This is a genomic window from Blastocatellia bacterium (assembly GCA_025054955.1).
Classification (GTDB): domain Bacteria; phylum Acidobacteriota; class Blastocatellia; order HR10; family J050; genus JANWZE01.
Map to the genome: position 1 here is coordinate 23,094 of JANWZE010000130.1, position 16,458 is coordinate 39,551.

The 16,458-nt window shown below is 55.3% G+C and carries 14 protein-coding genes; 12 read left to right on the forward strand and 2 right to left on the reverse strand.

Features of this window, described 5'->3' with window-relative positions; genetic code table 11:
- Positions 1-59 precede the first annotated feature (59 nt).
- The 7 genes from NZ823_15970 (at position 60) to NZ823_16000 (ending at position 9,547) form a co-directional block, all read left to right on the forward strand.
- A complete protein-coding gene (locus tag NZ823_15970; GenBank protein MCS6806623.1) occupies positions 60-317 on the forward strand; it encodes a hypothetical protein in 258 nt (85 codons plus the stop codon).
- Between the two features lie 121 nt (positions 318-438).
- Positions 439-651, forward strand: coding sequence for a hypothetical protein (locus NZ823_15975; GenBank protein ID MCS6806624.1), 213 nt, complete (start codon positions 439-441; stop codon positions 649-651).
- A gap of 332 nt (positions 652-983) precedes the next feature.
- Positions 984-1,913: a hypothetical protein gene (locus NZ823_15980; GenBank protein MCS6806625.1), complete on the forward strand. Its 930-nt coding sequence runs from the start codon at positions 984-986 to the stop codon at positions 1,911-1,913.
- 13 nt (positions 1,914-1,926) lie between these two features.
- The gene (locus tag NZ823_15985; protein MCS6806626.1) at positions 1,927-4,317 is read left to right on the forward strand and encodes a sulfatase; all 2,391 of its coding nucleotides are present in this window, start codon (positions 1,927-1,929) and stop codon (positions 4,315-4,317) included.
- Between the two features lie 105 nt (positions 4,318-4,422).
- Complete coding sequence (locus NZ823_15990; protein ID MCS6806627.1) at positions 4,423-6,261, forward strand: hypothetical protein; 1,839 nt, start codon at positions 4,423-4,425, stop codon at positions 6,259-6,261.
- Between the two features lie 255 nt (positions 6,262-6,516).
- A complete protein-coding gene (locus NZ823_15995) occupies positions 6,517-7,974 on the forward strand; it encodes a hypothetical protein (protein MCS6806628.1) in 1,458 nt (485 codons plus the stop codon).
- Positions 7,975-8,221: 247 nt separating this feature from the next.
- Positions 8,222-9,547, forward strand: a complete 1,326-nt coding sequence (locus NZ823_16000; GenBank protein ID MCS6806629.1) for a right-handed parallel beta-helix repeat-containing protein — start codon at positions 8,222-8,224, stop codon at positions 9,545-9,547.
- A 149-nt stretch (positions 9,548-9,696) separates the two neighbouring features.
- Here NZ823_16000 and NZ823_16005 read toward each other — a convergent pair whose 3' ends face one another.
- Positions 9,697-10,200, reverse strand: a complete 504-nt coding sequence (locus NZ823_16005; protein ID MCS6806630.1) for a zinc ribbon domain-containing protein — start codon at positions 10,198-10,200, stop codon at positions 9,697-9,699.
- 202 nt (positions 10,201-10,402) lie between these two features.
- On the opposite strand from NZ823_16005, the gene NZ823_16010 reads away from it, so the two are divergent.
- A complete protein-coding gene (locus tag NZ823_16010; GenBank protein ID MCS6806631.1) occupies positions 10,403-11,788 on the forward strand; it encodes an insulinase family protein in 1,386 nt (461 codons plus the stop codon).
- A 9-nt stretch (positions 11,789-11,797) separates the two neighbouring features.
- Here NZ823_16010 and NZ823_16015 read toward each other — a convergent pair whose 3' ends face one another.
- Positions 11,798-12,421 carry a cyclase family protein gene (locus NZ823_16015; protein ID MCS6806632.1) on the reverse strand — a complete coding sequence of 208 codons (624 nt, stop codon included), beginning with the start codon at positions 12,419-12,421 and terminating at the stop codon, positions 11,798-11,800.
- Positions 12,422-12,626: 205 nt separating this feature from the next.
- Between NZ823_16015 and hslV the strand changes: the two genes are divergently transcribed.
- From hslV to NZ823_16035, 4 genes are all read left to right on the forward strand, one after another.
- Entirely contained in the window at positions 12,627-13,151 is a 525-nt protein-coding gene (gene hslV / locus NZ823_16020; GenBank protein ID MCS6806633.1) for an ATP-dependent protease subunit HslV, read from the forward strand.
- A 12-nt stretch (positions 13,152-13,163) separates the two neighbouring features.
- The gene (hslU, locus tag NZ823_16025) at positions 13,164-14,603 is read left to right on the forward strand and encodes an ATP-dependent protease ATPase subunit HslU (protein ID MCS6806634.1); all 1,440 of its coding nucleotides are present in this window, start codon (positions 13,164-13,166) and stop codon (positions 14,601-14,603) included.
- Positions 14,600-15,802, forward strand: a complete 1,203-nt coding sequence (locus NZ823_16030; protein MCS6806635.1) for a fibronectin type III domain-containing protein — start codon at positions 14,600-14,602, stop codon at positions 15,800-15,802. Before hslU ends, NZ823_16030 begins: the two co-directional genes overlap by 4 nt.
- A 102-nt stretch (positions 15,803-15,904) precedes the next feature.
- Positions 15,905-16,420: a thioredoxin family protein gene (locus NZ823_16035; GenBank protein ID MCS6806636.1), complete on the forward strand. Its 516-nt coding sequence runs from the start codon at positions 15,905-15,907 to the stop codon at positions 16,418-16,420.
- The last annotated feature ends 38 nt before the right edge of the window (positions 16,421-16,458 follow it).

The window sequence follows — 16,458 nt, forward strand, 5'->3', positions numbered from 1 at the left end:
TGGGTATATTAGGGGCGGATTTTGGAGTTGTCAACATCAAAACTAATGGAGGATAGATTATGAAGAAGTTGCTGGCTTTTGGTGGTCTTGCTTCGTCTGCGACAGTTTGGGCGATGACATCAATTCTTCCCCAGATTCTTGGGATCCTGCTCGTTCTGACGTTCCGCACGCTAATCCCTCCGGCAGCAGGGGTGCCGGGAACAAACGCCGGATATGGCTTCGTTAGCGGCGGCGTGGGCGCGACCCTGATTGACTTTATGCTTGCGTATTTCAGAGCTGGCGGGATCACGCAGAATGAAATGGTCATTGGTTTGTAAATGACTACTGTCTGGTCACCCTCCTTCGGTAGAAGTAACGAGAGGGGGGTGACCTGCGAATAATCATGGGTGAGGTTTGCGTATCTTCGTTGGGCCCTCGACCCTTTAGTTCGGAGGTAATATGAAATATCTGGTGACTCTAGGGCTAGTGTTCCCCAGCGTTGTGTTAGGGTTCGCTAATACCCTGCTGCCCTACGTCGGGATTATTGTCCTTATTGTCATGGGCGGACCGGCGGCCTTATTCGTCGGCGCAGGGGCTTATCTGTTCCAGTTCGTGTACGGCTATCTTGTCCAATCAGGTTTGTCTCCGTTTGAACTTTTTCTAGGTCTGTAAGACTGGGAAGCCATCGGGACGGACGCTAGAGTTTGCTTGTATACATAGGTTGTATGGGTTCTTGGATTCGCAGTCAGGTGACTGCTTTTTTTATTTGTGGTTATTTTCCTCTGATTTTTGCGGCAGGTGTTTTTATAACAGGCCCCTCAGTATCTTCAGGCCTCTTTCAGACATCGAGTTGGTCACCGACTAATGCGAATAACGCGCCGGCTTCTAGCCAAAAGCCGACGGCTGTGTGGACAGGGCGAGAGATGATCGTCTGGGGTGGTGCTAATTCTGCCGGTTTCGGCGTCAAAACCGGCGGCCGGTACAACCCTATTCTTGACGCGTGGATGGACACGAACAAAAACAAAGATCAAGTACCTGATGCGCGGATTCATCATACGGCTATCTGGACAGGCACGGAAATGATTGTCTGGGGCGGCGGCAATGCCACACGAGGTGTGCTTGGCGACGGCGGACATTACAACCCGACCCTGGACAGTTGGCAGCCGGTTGGAACAACTGGCGCGCCGGAAGCCCGGCAGGAACACACGGCTGTCTGGACCGGGCAAGAGATGATCATTTGGGGTGGCAAAAATAATGCCCGCTCCATCAAGTCAGGTGGCCGTTACAATCCTATCACCAAGCGTTGGAGCGAGGTCACCTTGACGAATGCGCCAACCGAACGCCGGGCTCATACGGCTGTGTGGACTGGTCAATTCATGATTGTCTGGGGCGGCGTCGGCGATAGGGACGTGCTACAAACGGGCGGCGTTTACGACCCTCGGACAAATACCTGGAAAGCAACAAACCTGATGAATGCGCCAGCAGCCAGAACGGAGCACACCGCCATCTGGACCGGCCAAGAAATGATCATCTGGGGTGGCCGAGGCGCCAGTGGAGCACTCAACGATGGTGCGCGATATAATCCCACAACTGATACATGGACTGCGATCACCACAAACAACGCGCCGACGGCGCGCGGAAACCACACTGCTGTGTGGACTGGCCGGGAAATGATTGTGTGGGGCGGTTCCAGCGGCGCAGCGTTTCTCTCTACTGGTGGACGATATGATCCGGTGACGAATCAATGGCGATCCACCAGCATGATGGGCGTGCCTTCAGATCGGGAACTGCATTGCGCCATCTGGACAGGCCGCGAGATGATTGTGTGGGGCGGCTTTGGACCACGCGCGCTATGTCGCCCTCCGCTTCCCTGTATCATGGCGCTGCAAACGGGCGCGTTGTATCGCCCTGATTTGGATATGGGAACCCCTTAGATGCCATCGCAGCATGGGCCTGAACGGTAAGACGACCGGGGCATTCCCTGAGCCGACCACACCTAGCTTCTTTGATTACGTCTTCATCGGCTGTGGAGCAGGTTTTCTGCTGACATTGGTGGAAGCTTTTGATCTTCACCGGAGCGTCGCTCCGTTCTTCACAACCAATCAAGAACGCTGGCGGTTTCTCGCGTATCTATCACCAACAGTCATCAGCATGACGCTGATGGGCGCGCTGGTTGGCGTGACGCTCACCGCTTGGGCTGCGTTTCGCCGTTGGGAGAATCAAATCTCACCGACCGACATCGCCAAGCGGTGGCTTTCTGCTGGCCTCAGAATGATTCTATTTGGCATCGGCGCAGCGGCCATGGCTATTGTTTTACGCCCCACGTTCATGGCAGTGGGGCGCCGTGTCTCAGCGCTCATGAAAGATCGGGTGCAGAGCTTGTTCCCCGACGGTTTTGAGTATGCCAAGTCAGTGTTTCATTGGATGCAAGCTCACCCTCTCATCATTCTCTGTGTCGTTCTTGTTCTGGTTGGACTAGCCATCCGCTGGGTTCTACGTCGTCGGGCTCTTCAAACAGTGCGTTTGTCGCTCGCGCAACGCTTGGTAGTGGCTTTGATCTTAGGCGCGTTGACCGTGGGCATTTACAGTGTGGATTCCCGCTACTTTTTCAGCCTGTATGATCGTTCCGTTCATCTGCCGCTTTTCTTGCTGCAACTCGGCTTGAGCTTTTTGACAGTCGCACTTTTGTATTTCACGTTTGGCAGGATAGAGCGACAACGCCAGCGCCGATGGGCTACCATAGGAATTTTCTTAACACTGGGGCTGGCGTGCTGGGCGCTCGTCCAACTGAGCGATGATCCGTCGCTGCGAGCCTTGTTCTGGAGTCGCAGCGTGCTGGCGCGACGAACTCTCGTGTTGCTCCAGTCCGTCACCGATTTTGACCGTGATGGTTTTGCTGCCATACTGGGCGGCGGCGATTGTGACAACCGCAATGCAGCCCGTCATCCATTGGCTCCCGAAATTCCGAACAACGGCCTCGACGATAATTGTCTGGGCGGTGACCTGAACCTTACGGACCAGGGATTGGGAATAAAGACAAATGAATCGGCGGTCGCGGGTCGGAAAACGACGCACAACTCACGACTCACGACTCACGAGCCACGAGCCACGAGCCACGACCCACGAGCCACGACCCACGAGCCACGAATCACGGATCGCGGATCACGCCCCACGAACTACGAACCACGAACCACGCCGGCGACTATCCTGCTGATTACCATTGACGCCCTGCGGGCTGATCATCTGGGTTGTTATGGTTATACGCGACCGACCAGCCCTCACCTAGACCGATTCACCCAGCATGGCCAACAGTTCGTCTACGCTTATGCGCAAGGCACAAATACTGGCCACTCGTTTGCATCCATGTTGCGTTCGGCCTATGGAGAGGACATCTTCGATGAGGATCGTCCAACCTTCGTTGAGTTATTGGCTGCTCATGGCTATCAAACGATTTCGTTCAGCGCCAAACGCATGCAGAAATGGCTGCGGGGCAAAACATGGGCGCGTTACAAACCAACGCTGCTAAAGGGCATGAACGTGCACGCGCACGAAGATCAGCTTGGACAATGGTCGGCAGACGAAATCACCGATGCGCTCATTGATTATTTCAATAGCCCGGACTCAGCCGGGCTGCAGTTCATCTGGGCTCACTATTTGGAGCCGCATTATCCGTATCGTCGCTACACAGAATTCGATTTTGGCTCAAGTCGGTTGGATCGTTATGATAGCGAAATTGCCTATACTGATCGGGCGTTGGGTCGCCTGTTTCAGTACTTTGATCAAACGCAGCGTTGGCGCAACACGTTGGTCATCATCTCATCGGATCATGGTGAAGCCTTCTTTGAACACGGGCAACAAGAACATAGCTCTCGCCCTTATCAAGAACAGATTCGGGTTCCGCTGCTCATGCGTTATCCGGGTCTGCTGCCGGCTCGCTTTGAGCAACCTGTCGGGCTGATTGACATCGGGCCAACCGTGCTGCGCTTCGCGGGTATTGCTGTGCCGTCAGCCTATGAAGGCATTGACTTGGCATCGCCTTCGCTCAACGAGCCACGAATCATTATCAGCGAGACGCCGCGCAATATACCCGAACCAAATTTCTATGTTTGGGCGATGATCCAAGGGTCGTGGAAGTTGATGTATGACATTGTCAGCAACACATTCGAGTTATATCACCTGGCCGAGGACCCACAGGAGCGACGCAATCTCATCGCCAGCCATCCAACCAAGGCCAGTGAAATGATAACCACGTTTGGGCGCTGGTTTGACTGGCAATCAACTCGCCCGATTCATTCCGGCGATTGGAACCTCAAACGCATGCTGAAAAAACCGCGTTGATGGTCAACTTGTTGAAAAGCCGGATAAGGGCAGGTACAATCCCTCAGCCCGGCTGTCAATGAAAGACCTGAAACGTGGCGCCCTTGATAAGGAGGAGCTTTGATTATGGTGAATCATCCACTCGCGCGATTGCAGGCGTTGCTGTGCAGCCTGATGGTGTTGGCTCAGACAACCGTCCATGCACAGCTTGGTTCGAGGAATGTTCAATTACTGAGCCGCGTCTTTCCCGGCCCGGCGTTTGATGTGCACGTGCAAGGCCGCTACGCTTACGTTACAACGGGCACCGGATTGATCATCGCCGACGTGAGCGATCCGACGCATCCGCGTTTGCTTTCGCATCTGTTTCTACCGGGTCCGGGGCTGGACATCGCGGCGTCAGGCTCGTTGGTCTTCGTGGCGTCCGGCGAAGCCGGTCTGCGTATCGTTGACGTGAGCGATCCAACCTCACCTCGAGAGCGCGGATTTCTAGCCATTCAACGGCCTGTGCAAGCCGTTGCCGTCAGCGGTAGCACCGCCTACATCGGCACAACCAGAAGCATTGATGTGGTGGATGTCAGTCATGTGGAACGACCTGCCATACTGGCGTCGCGGGCGATGCCGGATCAAGTGCTTGGCCTGACGATCAGCAACAACATCCTCTTTGTCTGCGCCAGTTTTCAAGGCGTGCTGCTGCTGGATGTCGGTCAACCAGCCCAACCACGACAGCTCAGCATTTTTGATCGGCCGATCAAAGCACACGATGTCGCCGTGGTCAACAACACGGCCTATGTAGCCGACGAATTCGGCGGCGTGCACATCGCCGACGTGAGCGCGCCGACATCGCCGAGATTCATCAGCTCGGCCACCACGGTGGGCGCGCGCGACGTGGCCGTGACTGGTTCATGGGTCTACGCGGTGGATGAATTGGCCGGGCTCATGGTGATTGACGCGAGTGACCCCGCTCAACCACGCCAGCTTGGACAATGGCCATTGCCAGATTTTTCCTACGGCCTCGCTCTCAGCGGATCAAACGCTTATGTTGCCACATCAGGAGCTGGTCTTCACATCTTTGACATCAGCCAAGTCAGCGAGCTCAGACAAGTCGGCCAATTGCCGACATCGGGAGCTGTCACTGGCATTGCGCTGGCAGAGCAGCGAGCGTATGTGTTGGACCTGACAAATGGCCTAACCATCCTCGATACAAGCGATCCGACGAAGCCGCGAATCATCGGCAGCGTGACGGTCTCGTCAACGCCAAGGGACATCGCTCTGTCGGGATCATTGGCCTATGTGGCGACGCTCGCCGGCGTGGAAATTTATGACCTCTCAGACGCCAGCAATCCTCGGCGGCGCGGTTCTGTGCACACCGAGAGCACGGCGCACGCGGTCGCCATCTCCCATCCTTACGTCTATGTGGCGGCCGGCTCGTCCGGACTGCGCATTGTTGACGCGAGCGATGCTGATCACCCGCGCGAAGTTGGATCGTTCAGCACGCCCAGCAGCGCCTTGGATGTGGCTGTTGACGGAACACGCGTCGCAGTCGTTGATGGCATCTCATTACAGGTTGTTGATGTGAGCGACCCAACCAAGCCCACAGGCTTGGTTGATCTTCGCCGCGCCGGCAATGCGGTCGGCGTGGCCATCTCTGGCGACACCGTCTACATTGCTGATCTACGAAACGGCGTGCGGATTGTTGACATCTCTGATCCAACCAAGCCACGCGCAGCCGGGCAGTTTTTCACCTCGGCAAGCGTGCGAAATCTGGCGCTAGTTGGCACACTCGTCTACGTGGCCGATACGGCCGGGCTCCGCGTAGTGGATATTGCCGAACTGAGCCAGCCAAAGGAAATCGGATCATTCACGATCCCACCGGTAGCGACTATTGACGTGCAGGTGCGTGGCAATGTGGCTTACCTGGCAGCCGGCGATCAAGGACTTTACATCTTGCAGTTTTCTCAGCCATAGCAATGGGTCGCCAGGCACGCGGTGAAGCAATCGCGACATCTGAAATGCTTAGCCAAGTAAGCAATCGCGACATCTGAAGTGCTTAGCAAAGTCGGACGATGCTGACTCGATCTACAGCCCGTGGCAGGCGCTGTGACACAGCCAGCCACGCCGAGCAAGCTGGTTCGCGCATTTGCGTAGCCGATCAACGACGCGGCACTCCAGCGGCGTAACGATCACAACGAGCTTCTCAGGCAAAGGAACGATACCATCGCTGTGAAGACGGCCATTCAACTCCTGCTGTATGCAACAACGATTCTCCTGGTTGGTCATGGCCTCTCACAAGTGATTTTTCGGCGCGCTGAATTGCCCCGGCTCCATCATCTCACGCTGACGCTTGGCTTCGGATTAGCTCTGACCCCACTGTTGATGTTCAATCTGGCACTCACCGGTGTGGCGTTGACAACACCTCACGTGTTATTGCTGTTAAGTCCTTTGATGGCGCTATCACTGGTTGTCGGTTGGAAGCAATGGCCCTTGGTAAACGCTCAGGCACGGATTGCTCCACTCTCATCATGGGAAAAAGCCATGCTGACACTCATCGCGGGCAGCGTGCTTTTCGCGTTCCTGTTGGCCATGTCAAAACCGTTCGACGTGTGGGATGCTGTCACCACGTGGGGATTCAAAGCCCAGGTGCTGTATCACGAACAAACTGTTTATGCCGAATCTTTGTTGGATCAAGCTGACGCCCTGACGCGAGTTCAACCACGACCGCAGTACCCGTTAGGTTGGCCGTTACAACAGCATCTGGCGGCGCTCATGCTCGGGCGCTTCGACGCAGCGCCGATCAAATTCACTGTCGGGCTCTTCTTCGGGCTGCTCATACTGGCGAGTTATACCACCGCTCGACTGTGGCTCCCCCGCCCACTGGCTCTGCTTGGCTGCGCGTTGTTGCTCTCGCTGCCATTCATTTACTACCAGAGCGTGTTTCGCATCGTGTTAGTTGGCGGCAAGAAAAGCGCCATTTTGGGCGGACTGGCAGATTTGCCGCTAGCCTGCTTTGCGTTATTGAGCCTGACGGCGTTGTATCGCTGGTTCGTTCACGCAGAAGCCGCTCAGCTCATCAGCGCGGCTGTGTTCAGCGCCGCTGCGGCATTCACCAAAAATGAAGGACTGGCGCTCTCGGTAATCATTCTGGCAATGCTTCCCTTCTTCATTTTTCATCATCGTCACACTCACAGGTGGCGTGCGTGGCTTCTCTTCGCTTCGATTTGGGCCATGCTGATCGGCCCCTGGCTCTGGTTCCGTCAACACCTGCCGGTTGAACAAGCTGTGGCGCGGCTCGAATGGAACATGGATGCCATCATTCGTCTTGGGCAAAACGCGCCGTCAGTGATAGGATTTTTCTTATCGGAAGCGGTCAATCTTTTTTCCTGGGGACTGATTTGGGTGCTGTGGCTCGTTCTCTCACTGCAACAATGGCGATTCATCCGAGAGACAGCGATCAAATACCTCTACATCATCATCCTTGGCTGTCTGGCAGCGGATATGCTGGTCGTGTCACTAGCGCCGGTGAGCAATATCAAGCGCGCGTTCTACGAGAGCCGCGCCATTGCCCGGCTGTTGTTTCAACTGGCTCCCATCGTCGTGTTTGTCATGCTTCATCTTCTACACCAGCACTGGCGTGAGCCGATTCAACGGGCATCATCGCCGCGCTCAGAGGAATCGCCTTAATCAAAGCAACGTGACAAAAGTTCGTGGCGTTTTTGGAGTGCTGCGACGTGTCGCAGCTTTGGCCGGAAAGTGGTGACACGTCACCGCACTCCACAACGTCCCGTCCCTCCAACCCGTCCCCCAAAATGTCCCAGAACGTTTGTCCACCTACTAAGGACCCTGAAGGAAGTTGCCTTGTCTTTGCTGACGCAATGGACTATTATCACGGCTGCCTGACCCGGCGGGCAAACATTCCTGAGGAGGCACTATGAAGAAACAATCTACCATGATGGTTTCTGGAGTATTTCTCATGTTACTTTGCATGTGGATGCTGCTCGATGGAAGCCCATCAGCAGCTCAAGCGGTGCTGACTGTGTCGAAAACGCCTGGCGCAGCGGCGTTCACCACCATTCAAGCAGCAATTGACGCGGCCAATCCCGGCGATACGATCTTGATCATGGATAGCGCCGACTATCCGGAGCATTTAAGGCTGGCCAAGAATAATGTGACGCTGCAAGCAGCCGAAGGGCAGTCACCGACGATTTCCGGTCGGCCCGGCGCGCCTGACACACTGGATACACTGGATGTCAGCGGGACCAATGGTGTGACGATTCGCGGTATCCGATTCACGAGTGGCAGTGATGATGCGATCACAGCCAGCCCCGGCCCAGGCGCGACCAACCTGACGGTCGAAAACTGCGTCTTTGAATCGCTCAACGACATTGGGGTGATCCTCAACAATAATTCCACCGGCACAGTCCGCAACAACATATTTCGGCGACTGGGCACTGGCACGAATCGAGCGGGTCTGGGCATGTCAGTGCTCAATGGCTCGAACGTCGTCGTTGAAGGGAACACATTTGATGATTTGCTGGGCGCCGGCATTCAGGTCAATGTGGCCACGGCAACGATTCGGAACAATACGTTTCGTGGCGGCCCAATGAACGGTCAGTTCTCTGACGGTGTTCAACTGGTTCGCTCAACGGCGACAGTGGTCCGCAATCGCTTCATTGACATTGGTCGGATTGCCATTGGCACCTTCACGCCGCAGGATGATCCGACGCCCCGAGTGACCAGCTCGGTGACGATCATCAACAACCTCATCTTTAATAGCGGCACGTTCAATCCGAATGCCGGTTTTGGATTCCAACTGGTCGGCACCAGCAATACGCGCCACAATTTTACGCTGATCAACAACACGGTGGCCGATAACGCCGTTTGCGCCATCCTCTATGCGCTAAACACGGGTGGATCGTCTGTTCTGCTTGTGAACAATATCCTATCGGGTTCAGGTGGGCCATTTGACATCTTATTCACGCAGCAAGCGGCTAGTCGCGGTCCGCGTGAACTGACGGCGCGTAACAACCTAGTTGATCGAGACCCGATTATGATTGTGGGCACGAATGGCAACATCACGGGCGATCCACGCTACGTTGCTCCGCTCAATGGCAACTATGGTGTCCAAGCTGGTTCGCCTGTCATTGACGCTGGCGATGACAGTGTCCAGGGCTTGCCAGAAACCGATATTGCCGGGAACCCGCGACGGGCTGGAAGAGCAGTGGACATTGGCGCGTATGAATTCCAACAACCCTAGATCAGGCGCTCGGCCTCAGACTGAGCCACATCATGGAAAGCTAGGCCTGAGCGTATACGATCGACATCCGAAGTTCGTTACTCGACGGCTCGCGTCAAGGGCGGCCTCACGCCACTTGACGCCACGTCCATGTTGACATCAGAAGTCCGTCATTCGACAGCTCGGTTGCGCTCCGGTGGCAAACTGATGTTTGGTTGGTCTAGCCGCAGCGTCGTGTGTTCGGTGACGCTCACGGGCGGCGACGGTTCCACATACGATGTTGGGGTCGCAATCTGTGGAGGCGTCGGCAGGGGCGTCACATGTGATTCTCTTGGCCAACGAAATTCCAGTGTACGTTTCGGCGTCGCCCAGAGCGTCGCGCTGGCAATTTGACCAAGCCCCTTAAACAGCACAATAAGGCCGATGGCAGCAAATGCCCAACTCTTGAAGAACAACAAGAAGAAAAGCGCCAATCCAAGTCCGGTGAACGCCGTGCGCAGGCCATGACGTGCTTGCTCTAACCGACGACGTTCCTCTCTGATGTCATCTATTGAAGCCGGAGAGGAGCTGGATGAAACGCTCATGCTTTGCATTAATGCCGCCAGATTATAGCCACATGATTTGCAAAACCGCTGGGTCGGCGCTGCTTGTCGTCCACAATTGGGGCAATACATAATGTTTCTCCTCCGGTCAATGATTCACTTAAAGCCTAGCAAATTCCCCCGTGGACGGCAAGCAACGACCAATTTACCCCTTGTCACGAACAACGATGACAGCAACACTGACCTGGACGGCAAGCAACGAGCAACTTGTCCCTTGTCACTGATTGTGGCTTGCCACTACACTTTCGCTTCATTTTCGTGTGAGTGAGCAACCATGATGAAGAACTTGGTTGTCGGCCTGATTCTGATTGCCAGTGTGGTCAGTCCAAGCCTGCATGCAGCCGGTCAAGACTCGTCTCAGACGTCACAATCTCAGAAGAGTCCCCCTGTTCCGCCGGTCTATTTCGATAGCCTGCTCAACGGCCTGCAAATCTTGATTGTCGAGCGACCCGGTCCATCGGACGCGGTGATCGGGTTCACCATCAAGAAAGGTTCTGCCTTCGATCTTGTTGGCAAGGAAGGCTCGGCGGATTTGCTGGCTCGACTCGTGCTGCGTGGCTCGCAAACCGTCAATGACCGGCCGCTCTCGCAGCTCTTTCAGGAACTTGACACCAAAGCGGATGTTCTCGTCACGTTAGACATGACCCGCTTCACCTTCCAAACGCCGGTCAAGAATCTACCCTACGTGTTCCCTATTTTGGCCGAGATTCTGACGCGCTCGGTCTTTCCTGAAACCGATGTGACGCAAGTGAAGCAACAACGATTGGCTGAGTTGCGGCAGGCCAATCAGAGCCTACTGGCGCAAGCCCAAGCCGAATGTATGAAGCTCATTTTTGCGCGTCACCCATACGCGCGACCGGTTGAAGGCACAGCCGCCACGTATGAGACGATCACCCCGGCAGACTTATCACGCCATCACCGACGGTTCTATCTATCCAACGATTCGATTCTGACCGTTGTCGGCAACGTGTCTGCTCAAGCCGTCATGCAGTTAATTCGACCGACGTTCGGAGCAATGCGAAAAGGCAAGGTTGTGCCCAGCACATTTGTCGCGCCGACACCACCGACTGGCATTCAGATCAAATTGTTTGATCGTCCCCAGATGCGTGAAGCGGCTATATGTGTGGGCTATCTGACGCGCGGGCGTGATGCCGACTCCTATCTTCCGCTGGTGCTGCTCAATCAGGCGCTAGTCCAACTATTGCAGCAGTCCGCCAATGCGTTTGCGCCGGAGCAAGTGACGATCACAAACTCGCTGAACATTCACCGACTGGCCGGCGCAGTGACGATCACAGCCAACGCGCCGGCGCGACTGGGACCGACCGTCCTGACCAATCTGTTCAAAATGCTGGAACGGGCGCGGGAGATTTCTGCGCCGGAGCTGAGCGCGACAAAATCGTCACTGGCCACACACGTCGCGGCTCAGGTGCAAACTCATCGTCAACTTGCCGATCAGCTTCAGGACATCGAATTGTACGGCCTGGCACGGGATTACATCGTGGCATTTCAGCAGCGTCTCGACCAGATCACGCTCCAACAGGTGAAGAATGTCGCTTCTGACATTCTCTCGACAACAAATGCCCACGTTGTGGTCATCGGCCCTGCGGCTGAGTTAGCTGAGCCGTTGAAATCAGTCGGAACAGTAGAACTCGTCAAATGAGACCGGATGTCATGCACGCAGCAGGACGCGCGCCGGCGCGCCATCGCCATCTTTGATCTTGAGCGGCAGACAAAACATATCGTAATCGCCCGGCTCGACCTCGCGCAGGTTAAGTCCTTCGATGATGATGACGCCATTGCAGAGCAGCGTCTGATGCACTGTGAATTCTTCGCAGGGATATTGATCAACAGAGAGGTAATCAATGCCGACTACTTTGATGCCGCTCTCCACCAAGTACTGAGCCGCATCAGCGGTCAAGTGGACGTATTTCTGCACAAACTCGCCGCTATCCCATAAGTAGGAATTCCGGGTTTTGAACAACACGCGCATGACGTCGGCCAGATCATGCTCCTGCAGGTGCTCGGCTGTAATCGCCATGCCGCTGGCAAATTCAATCACGCGCGTGCGGCCGATGAGCCACTCTGGCGGAATTTGATCAACGGTAATCCCCTCTTTGACGAAATGAGATGGGGCATCCACGTGCGTGCCCGTATGAGACCCGAAGCTGTAATAGCTCGTGTTGGACAGATCACCCTGATCAAGCTGTTGTTTGCGTTCAATGACCACGGCAGGGTCACCGGGATACAAAGGCGTTTGCGAGGATAAAGTGACCGTCACATCATAAATCTTCATGCATCATTACCTCTGTTCCCACAAACGGGTTGCGAATAGTAATGGCCTTGCTGTCTCCTGTCAAGTTCGCTTCTGGAAAGCGTTTTCTTGACAAGTTCAGCGTACCGCCTTTATAGTGCTATACCTCATGAGCACGATCAACTCTCAAACAAGCAACGTGGGTGAGGGCGTCTCTCTGTCGCTCACGAAGCGAGAACCGCCGCAGATGAAAAGCACGACCGTTCTGTGCGTGCGGCGCGACGGTCAGGTTGTGATGGCGGCGGATGGACAAGTCACGTTCAATCACACGGTGATGAAATCAACAGCTCGTAAAGTGCGTCGGTTATACAACGGCCAGATTCTGGCCGGATTTGCCGGTTCCACATCGGATGCAATCACCTTGTTTGAACGGTTTGAATCGAAGCTGGAAGAATACCGCGGGCAATTGAGTCGCGCGGCCGTTGAACTGGGCAAAACGTGGCGCACGGATAAGTATCTGCGACATCTGGAAGCGATGTTGTTAGTCGCTGACCAAAAACTGTCGCTGGTGCTCTCGGGCACGGGTGATGTGATTGAACCAGACCATCAGGTCATTGCCATTGGCTCTGGCGGCCCATACGCCATGGCGGCGGCTCGCGCGCTGTACGAGCACACTGCATTGACAGCTCGTCAAATCGCTCAAGAAGCCATGCGCATTACCAGCCAAATCTGCATCTATACCAACGATCAGTTCATCTTTGAGGAGTTATAGTCCAAAAGCGTTATGGTGATCTATGTGACTGGCGGCGAAGAAACCACGCCGATGCTTGATGAATTGACGCCTCGTCAGATTGTCCAAGAATTGGACAAATACGTGGTTGGCCAACAGGCCGCCAAAAAGGCGGTAGCCATCGCGTTGCGCAACCGGATTCGGCGGCAACGGCTCTCACCCGACGTGGCCGAAGACGTGTTGCCGAAAAACATTCTGATGATCGGACCGACCGGCGTGGGCAAGACGGAAATTGCGCGACGCTTGGCTCGGTTGTCCAACTCGCCGATGATCAAGGTTGAAGCCTCCAAGTACACGGAAGTCGGCTATGTCGGTCGCGATGTTGAATCAATGATTCGTGACCTGGTCGAGATGGCCGTGGACATGGTACGCGCGCAAAAAACAGCAGAAATCCAGGAGAAAGCTGAACGCAATGTGGAAGAACGCCTGCTCGACCTGTTGCTGCCGTCGAACCGACGCGGCGCGCGCCGCGCCTCTGACGAGGATGCGGAAAGCGATGACGAACAGGACGCATGGACGCCCCCGCTAGAGCCCTACGAAGCAGACCATCTGCAACGCACCCGCGAGAAACTCCGTCAGCAACTGCGCGAGGGCAAACTCGACAGCCGACAGGTGGAGATGGAAGTCCGCGAAAAGTTCTATCCGACGTTTGAAATCTTCACCAGTCAAGGCATCGAGCAAATGGACGTCAACATTCAAGACATGATCCCAGGCCTCTTCGGCGCCGGACGAAAGAAACGGCGCCGCATGCGCGTTGACGAAGCCCGCGAATACCTGCTGCAAGAAGAGGAACAACGACTGATTGACATGGACCAGGTGGCGCGTCAGGCGCTGGAGATGGTTGAACAATCGGGCATCGTCTTCCTCGATGAAATTGACAAGATCGCCGGACGTGAGTCCGGCCACGGACCCGATGTCTCACGCGAAGGCGTCCAACGCGACCTGCTCCCCATGATTGAAGGCACAACCGTCAGCACACGCTACGGCACTGTGCGCACTGATCACATTCTGTTCATTGCCGCCGGCGCGTTTCACGTGTCGAAACCCTCAGACCTCATCCCTGAATTACAAGGCCGCTTCCCAATCCGCGTCGAGCTAGACCCGCTCACTGTGGACGATTTCAAGCGCATTCTACGCGAGCCCAAGAATTCACTCATCAAACAATACAAAGCCTTGCTTGAAACCGATGGTATCACCTTGAACTTCACCGACGACGCTATTGATTCAATGGCTGAGTTTGCGTTTGCCGTTAATGAACAGACGGAAAATATCGGCGCGCGCCGCTTGCAGACGATCATGGAAAAAGTGCTCGAAGACATCGCCTTTGAGGCTCCGGACCTGGAGAACAAAGAACAGACGATAGATGCCGAGTACGTTCGCCGAAAACTGGCCGATATTGCGAAGAATCAGGATTTGAGTCGGTACATCTTGTGAACGCGCAAATCTCAGCTCTCAGTTTTCAAGTCTCAGGCCTCTCCAACACAGCGGGAGAGGACTTGTGTCGTCGTCACCGCACTCGCTCAGTCCAACACCGGTTGCGATGGAAGAGCTATTGGTCTCTGGTCTATGGTCTGCTTTCTGTGCTCTGCTTATCGGGCTGCGGTAAAGTTGGCGACCCGCTGCCGCCAGCGCCGCGGCTGCCACTGCGTACTCGAGAACTGGCCATCTTCCAGCGTGGTCCCTTGCTTGTGTTACGATGGCCTAATCCCAATGCGCAGACCCTTGAATCACTAGGGTTCAACCTGAGTCGCATTGACGTCTACCGCGTGATCGAGTCGGCCAGCTCAACCGAAGCTGCGCTCACCGAAGAAGAGTTTGCTACCCAAGCCTCACTCATCGGTTCAGTAGATGAAGCGCGACTACGGAGCACGGCCGCCGGCGCTGAATTGCTTTTTGCTGATGGCCCGCTGACGCACTTCAATCGGCGCCACTACTACGCGATTCGTTATGTCAGCACGCGCGGGCAAAGCGCGGCGCTATCCAATATCGTTCATGCGGTCCCGGTGGGCAGCGTCGCAGTCGCGCCCAAAGGGCTCGTCGCCACCGATCAAGCGCAAGGCGTCATCGCTTTATCGTGGACAGCGCCAGCGGTCAATATTGACGGTTCCACGCCGGCTTCTGTGTTGGGATACAATGTCTACCGTCGAACAGCAAATCAGCTCCAACTGGGCCTCCCGCTCAATGGGACCACGCCCGTTCCCTCAACCGAATTTCTCGACCGGCAATTTGAGTATGGCAGCGAGTACGTTTATGTCGTCCGCGCCATCTCGCGGAGTCACACGGGCGAGATCATCGAAAGCGACGACTCCGAATTCGTCTCCCACATGCCACGCGATCACTTCGCGCCGGCAACCCCTGAAGGGCTTACAGCCGGTTCAGCCAACGCCGTCATCAGCCTCTTCTGGACAGCCAATAATGAACCGGACCTGGCCGGCTACAACATCTACCGCGCGGAACGAGCTGACGCGCCCGATGCTGAATGGATCAAATTAAATCCTCAGATTCACACACGCATCACGTTCCGCGATGAGACGACTGTGCGTGGAAAAACTTACTTCTATCGCATCGTAGCGGTAGACCGAGCCGGCAATAGCAGCCGCCCAACGCCTGTCATCGAGCAACAAGCGCAGTAACTGAAGCTGTTCGATTCCCCGCGCCGTCACGCGCCGCCGTTTGACCTTTCACCACCCGATGTTCTATCGTTTTTGCGTGATTCTATCAGCATGAGGAAGCCGATGACGGACAACATACTCTTCGCCTTGCTGATCGTTAGCGCATTGAGCTGGAACCTGGCGTCTAGCTCGGCTCAGACCAAGCCTGGCGAGAAAGCTTATCCGGTCGGCCCGTTGAGTCAGGACGAAGTCATGACGTTTAATCCTGAATATCGCCAACGGGTCGTCAGCTACAAACCAAAGCGTGGAGCCATTGACTTTCTTCGCCATTTTTCTGCTCCTGTCACCATAGAAGTTTTCTACGGCGGTTGGTGCAGCGATAGCCGAGATCATGTGCCCAGCTTCATCAAAGTGATAGAACAGGCTGACAATCCGAATTTCTCTGTCAGCTTCGTAGCAGTGGATGAGAACAAGCAAGAACCCGGCGGATCAACTCAGTGGCGGCACATCGAGCGGGTGCCCACGTTCGTCGTCTCCGTTGCAGGTCGTGAAATCGGGCGTATCATTGAAACGCCGAAAGGCACGGTTGAAGAGCACCTCGTGAAGATTCTCAAGCTAGCTGCTCGCCAACCGCGGTGAATGTCATTGACGAAACGATGAAGGTTCAAAGATGAATC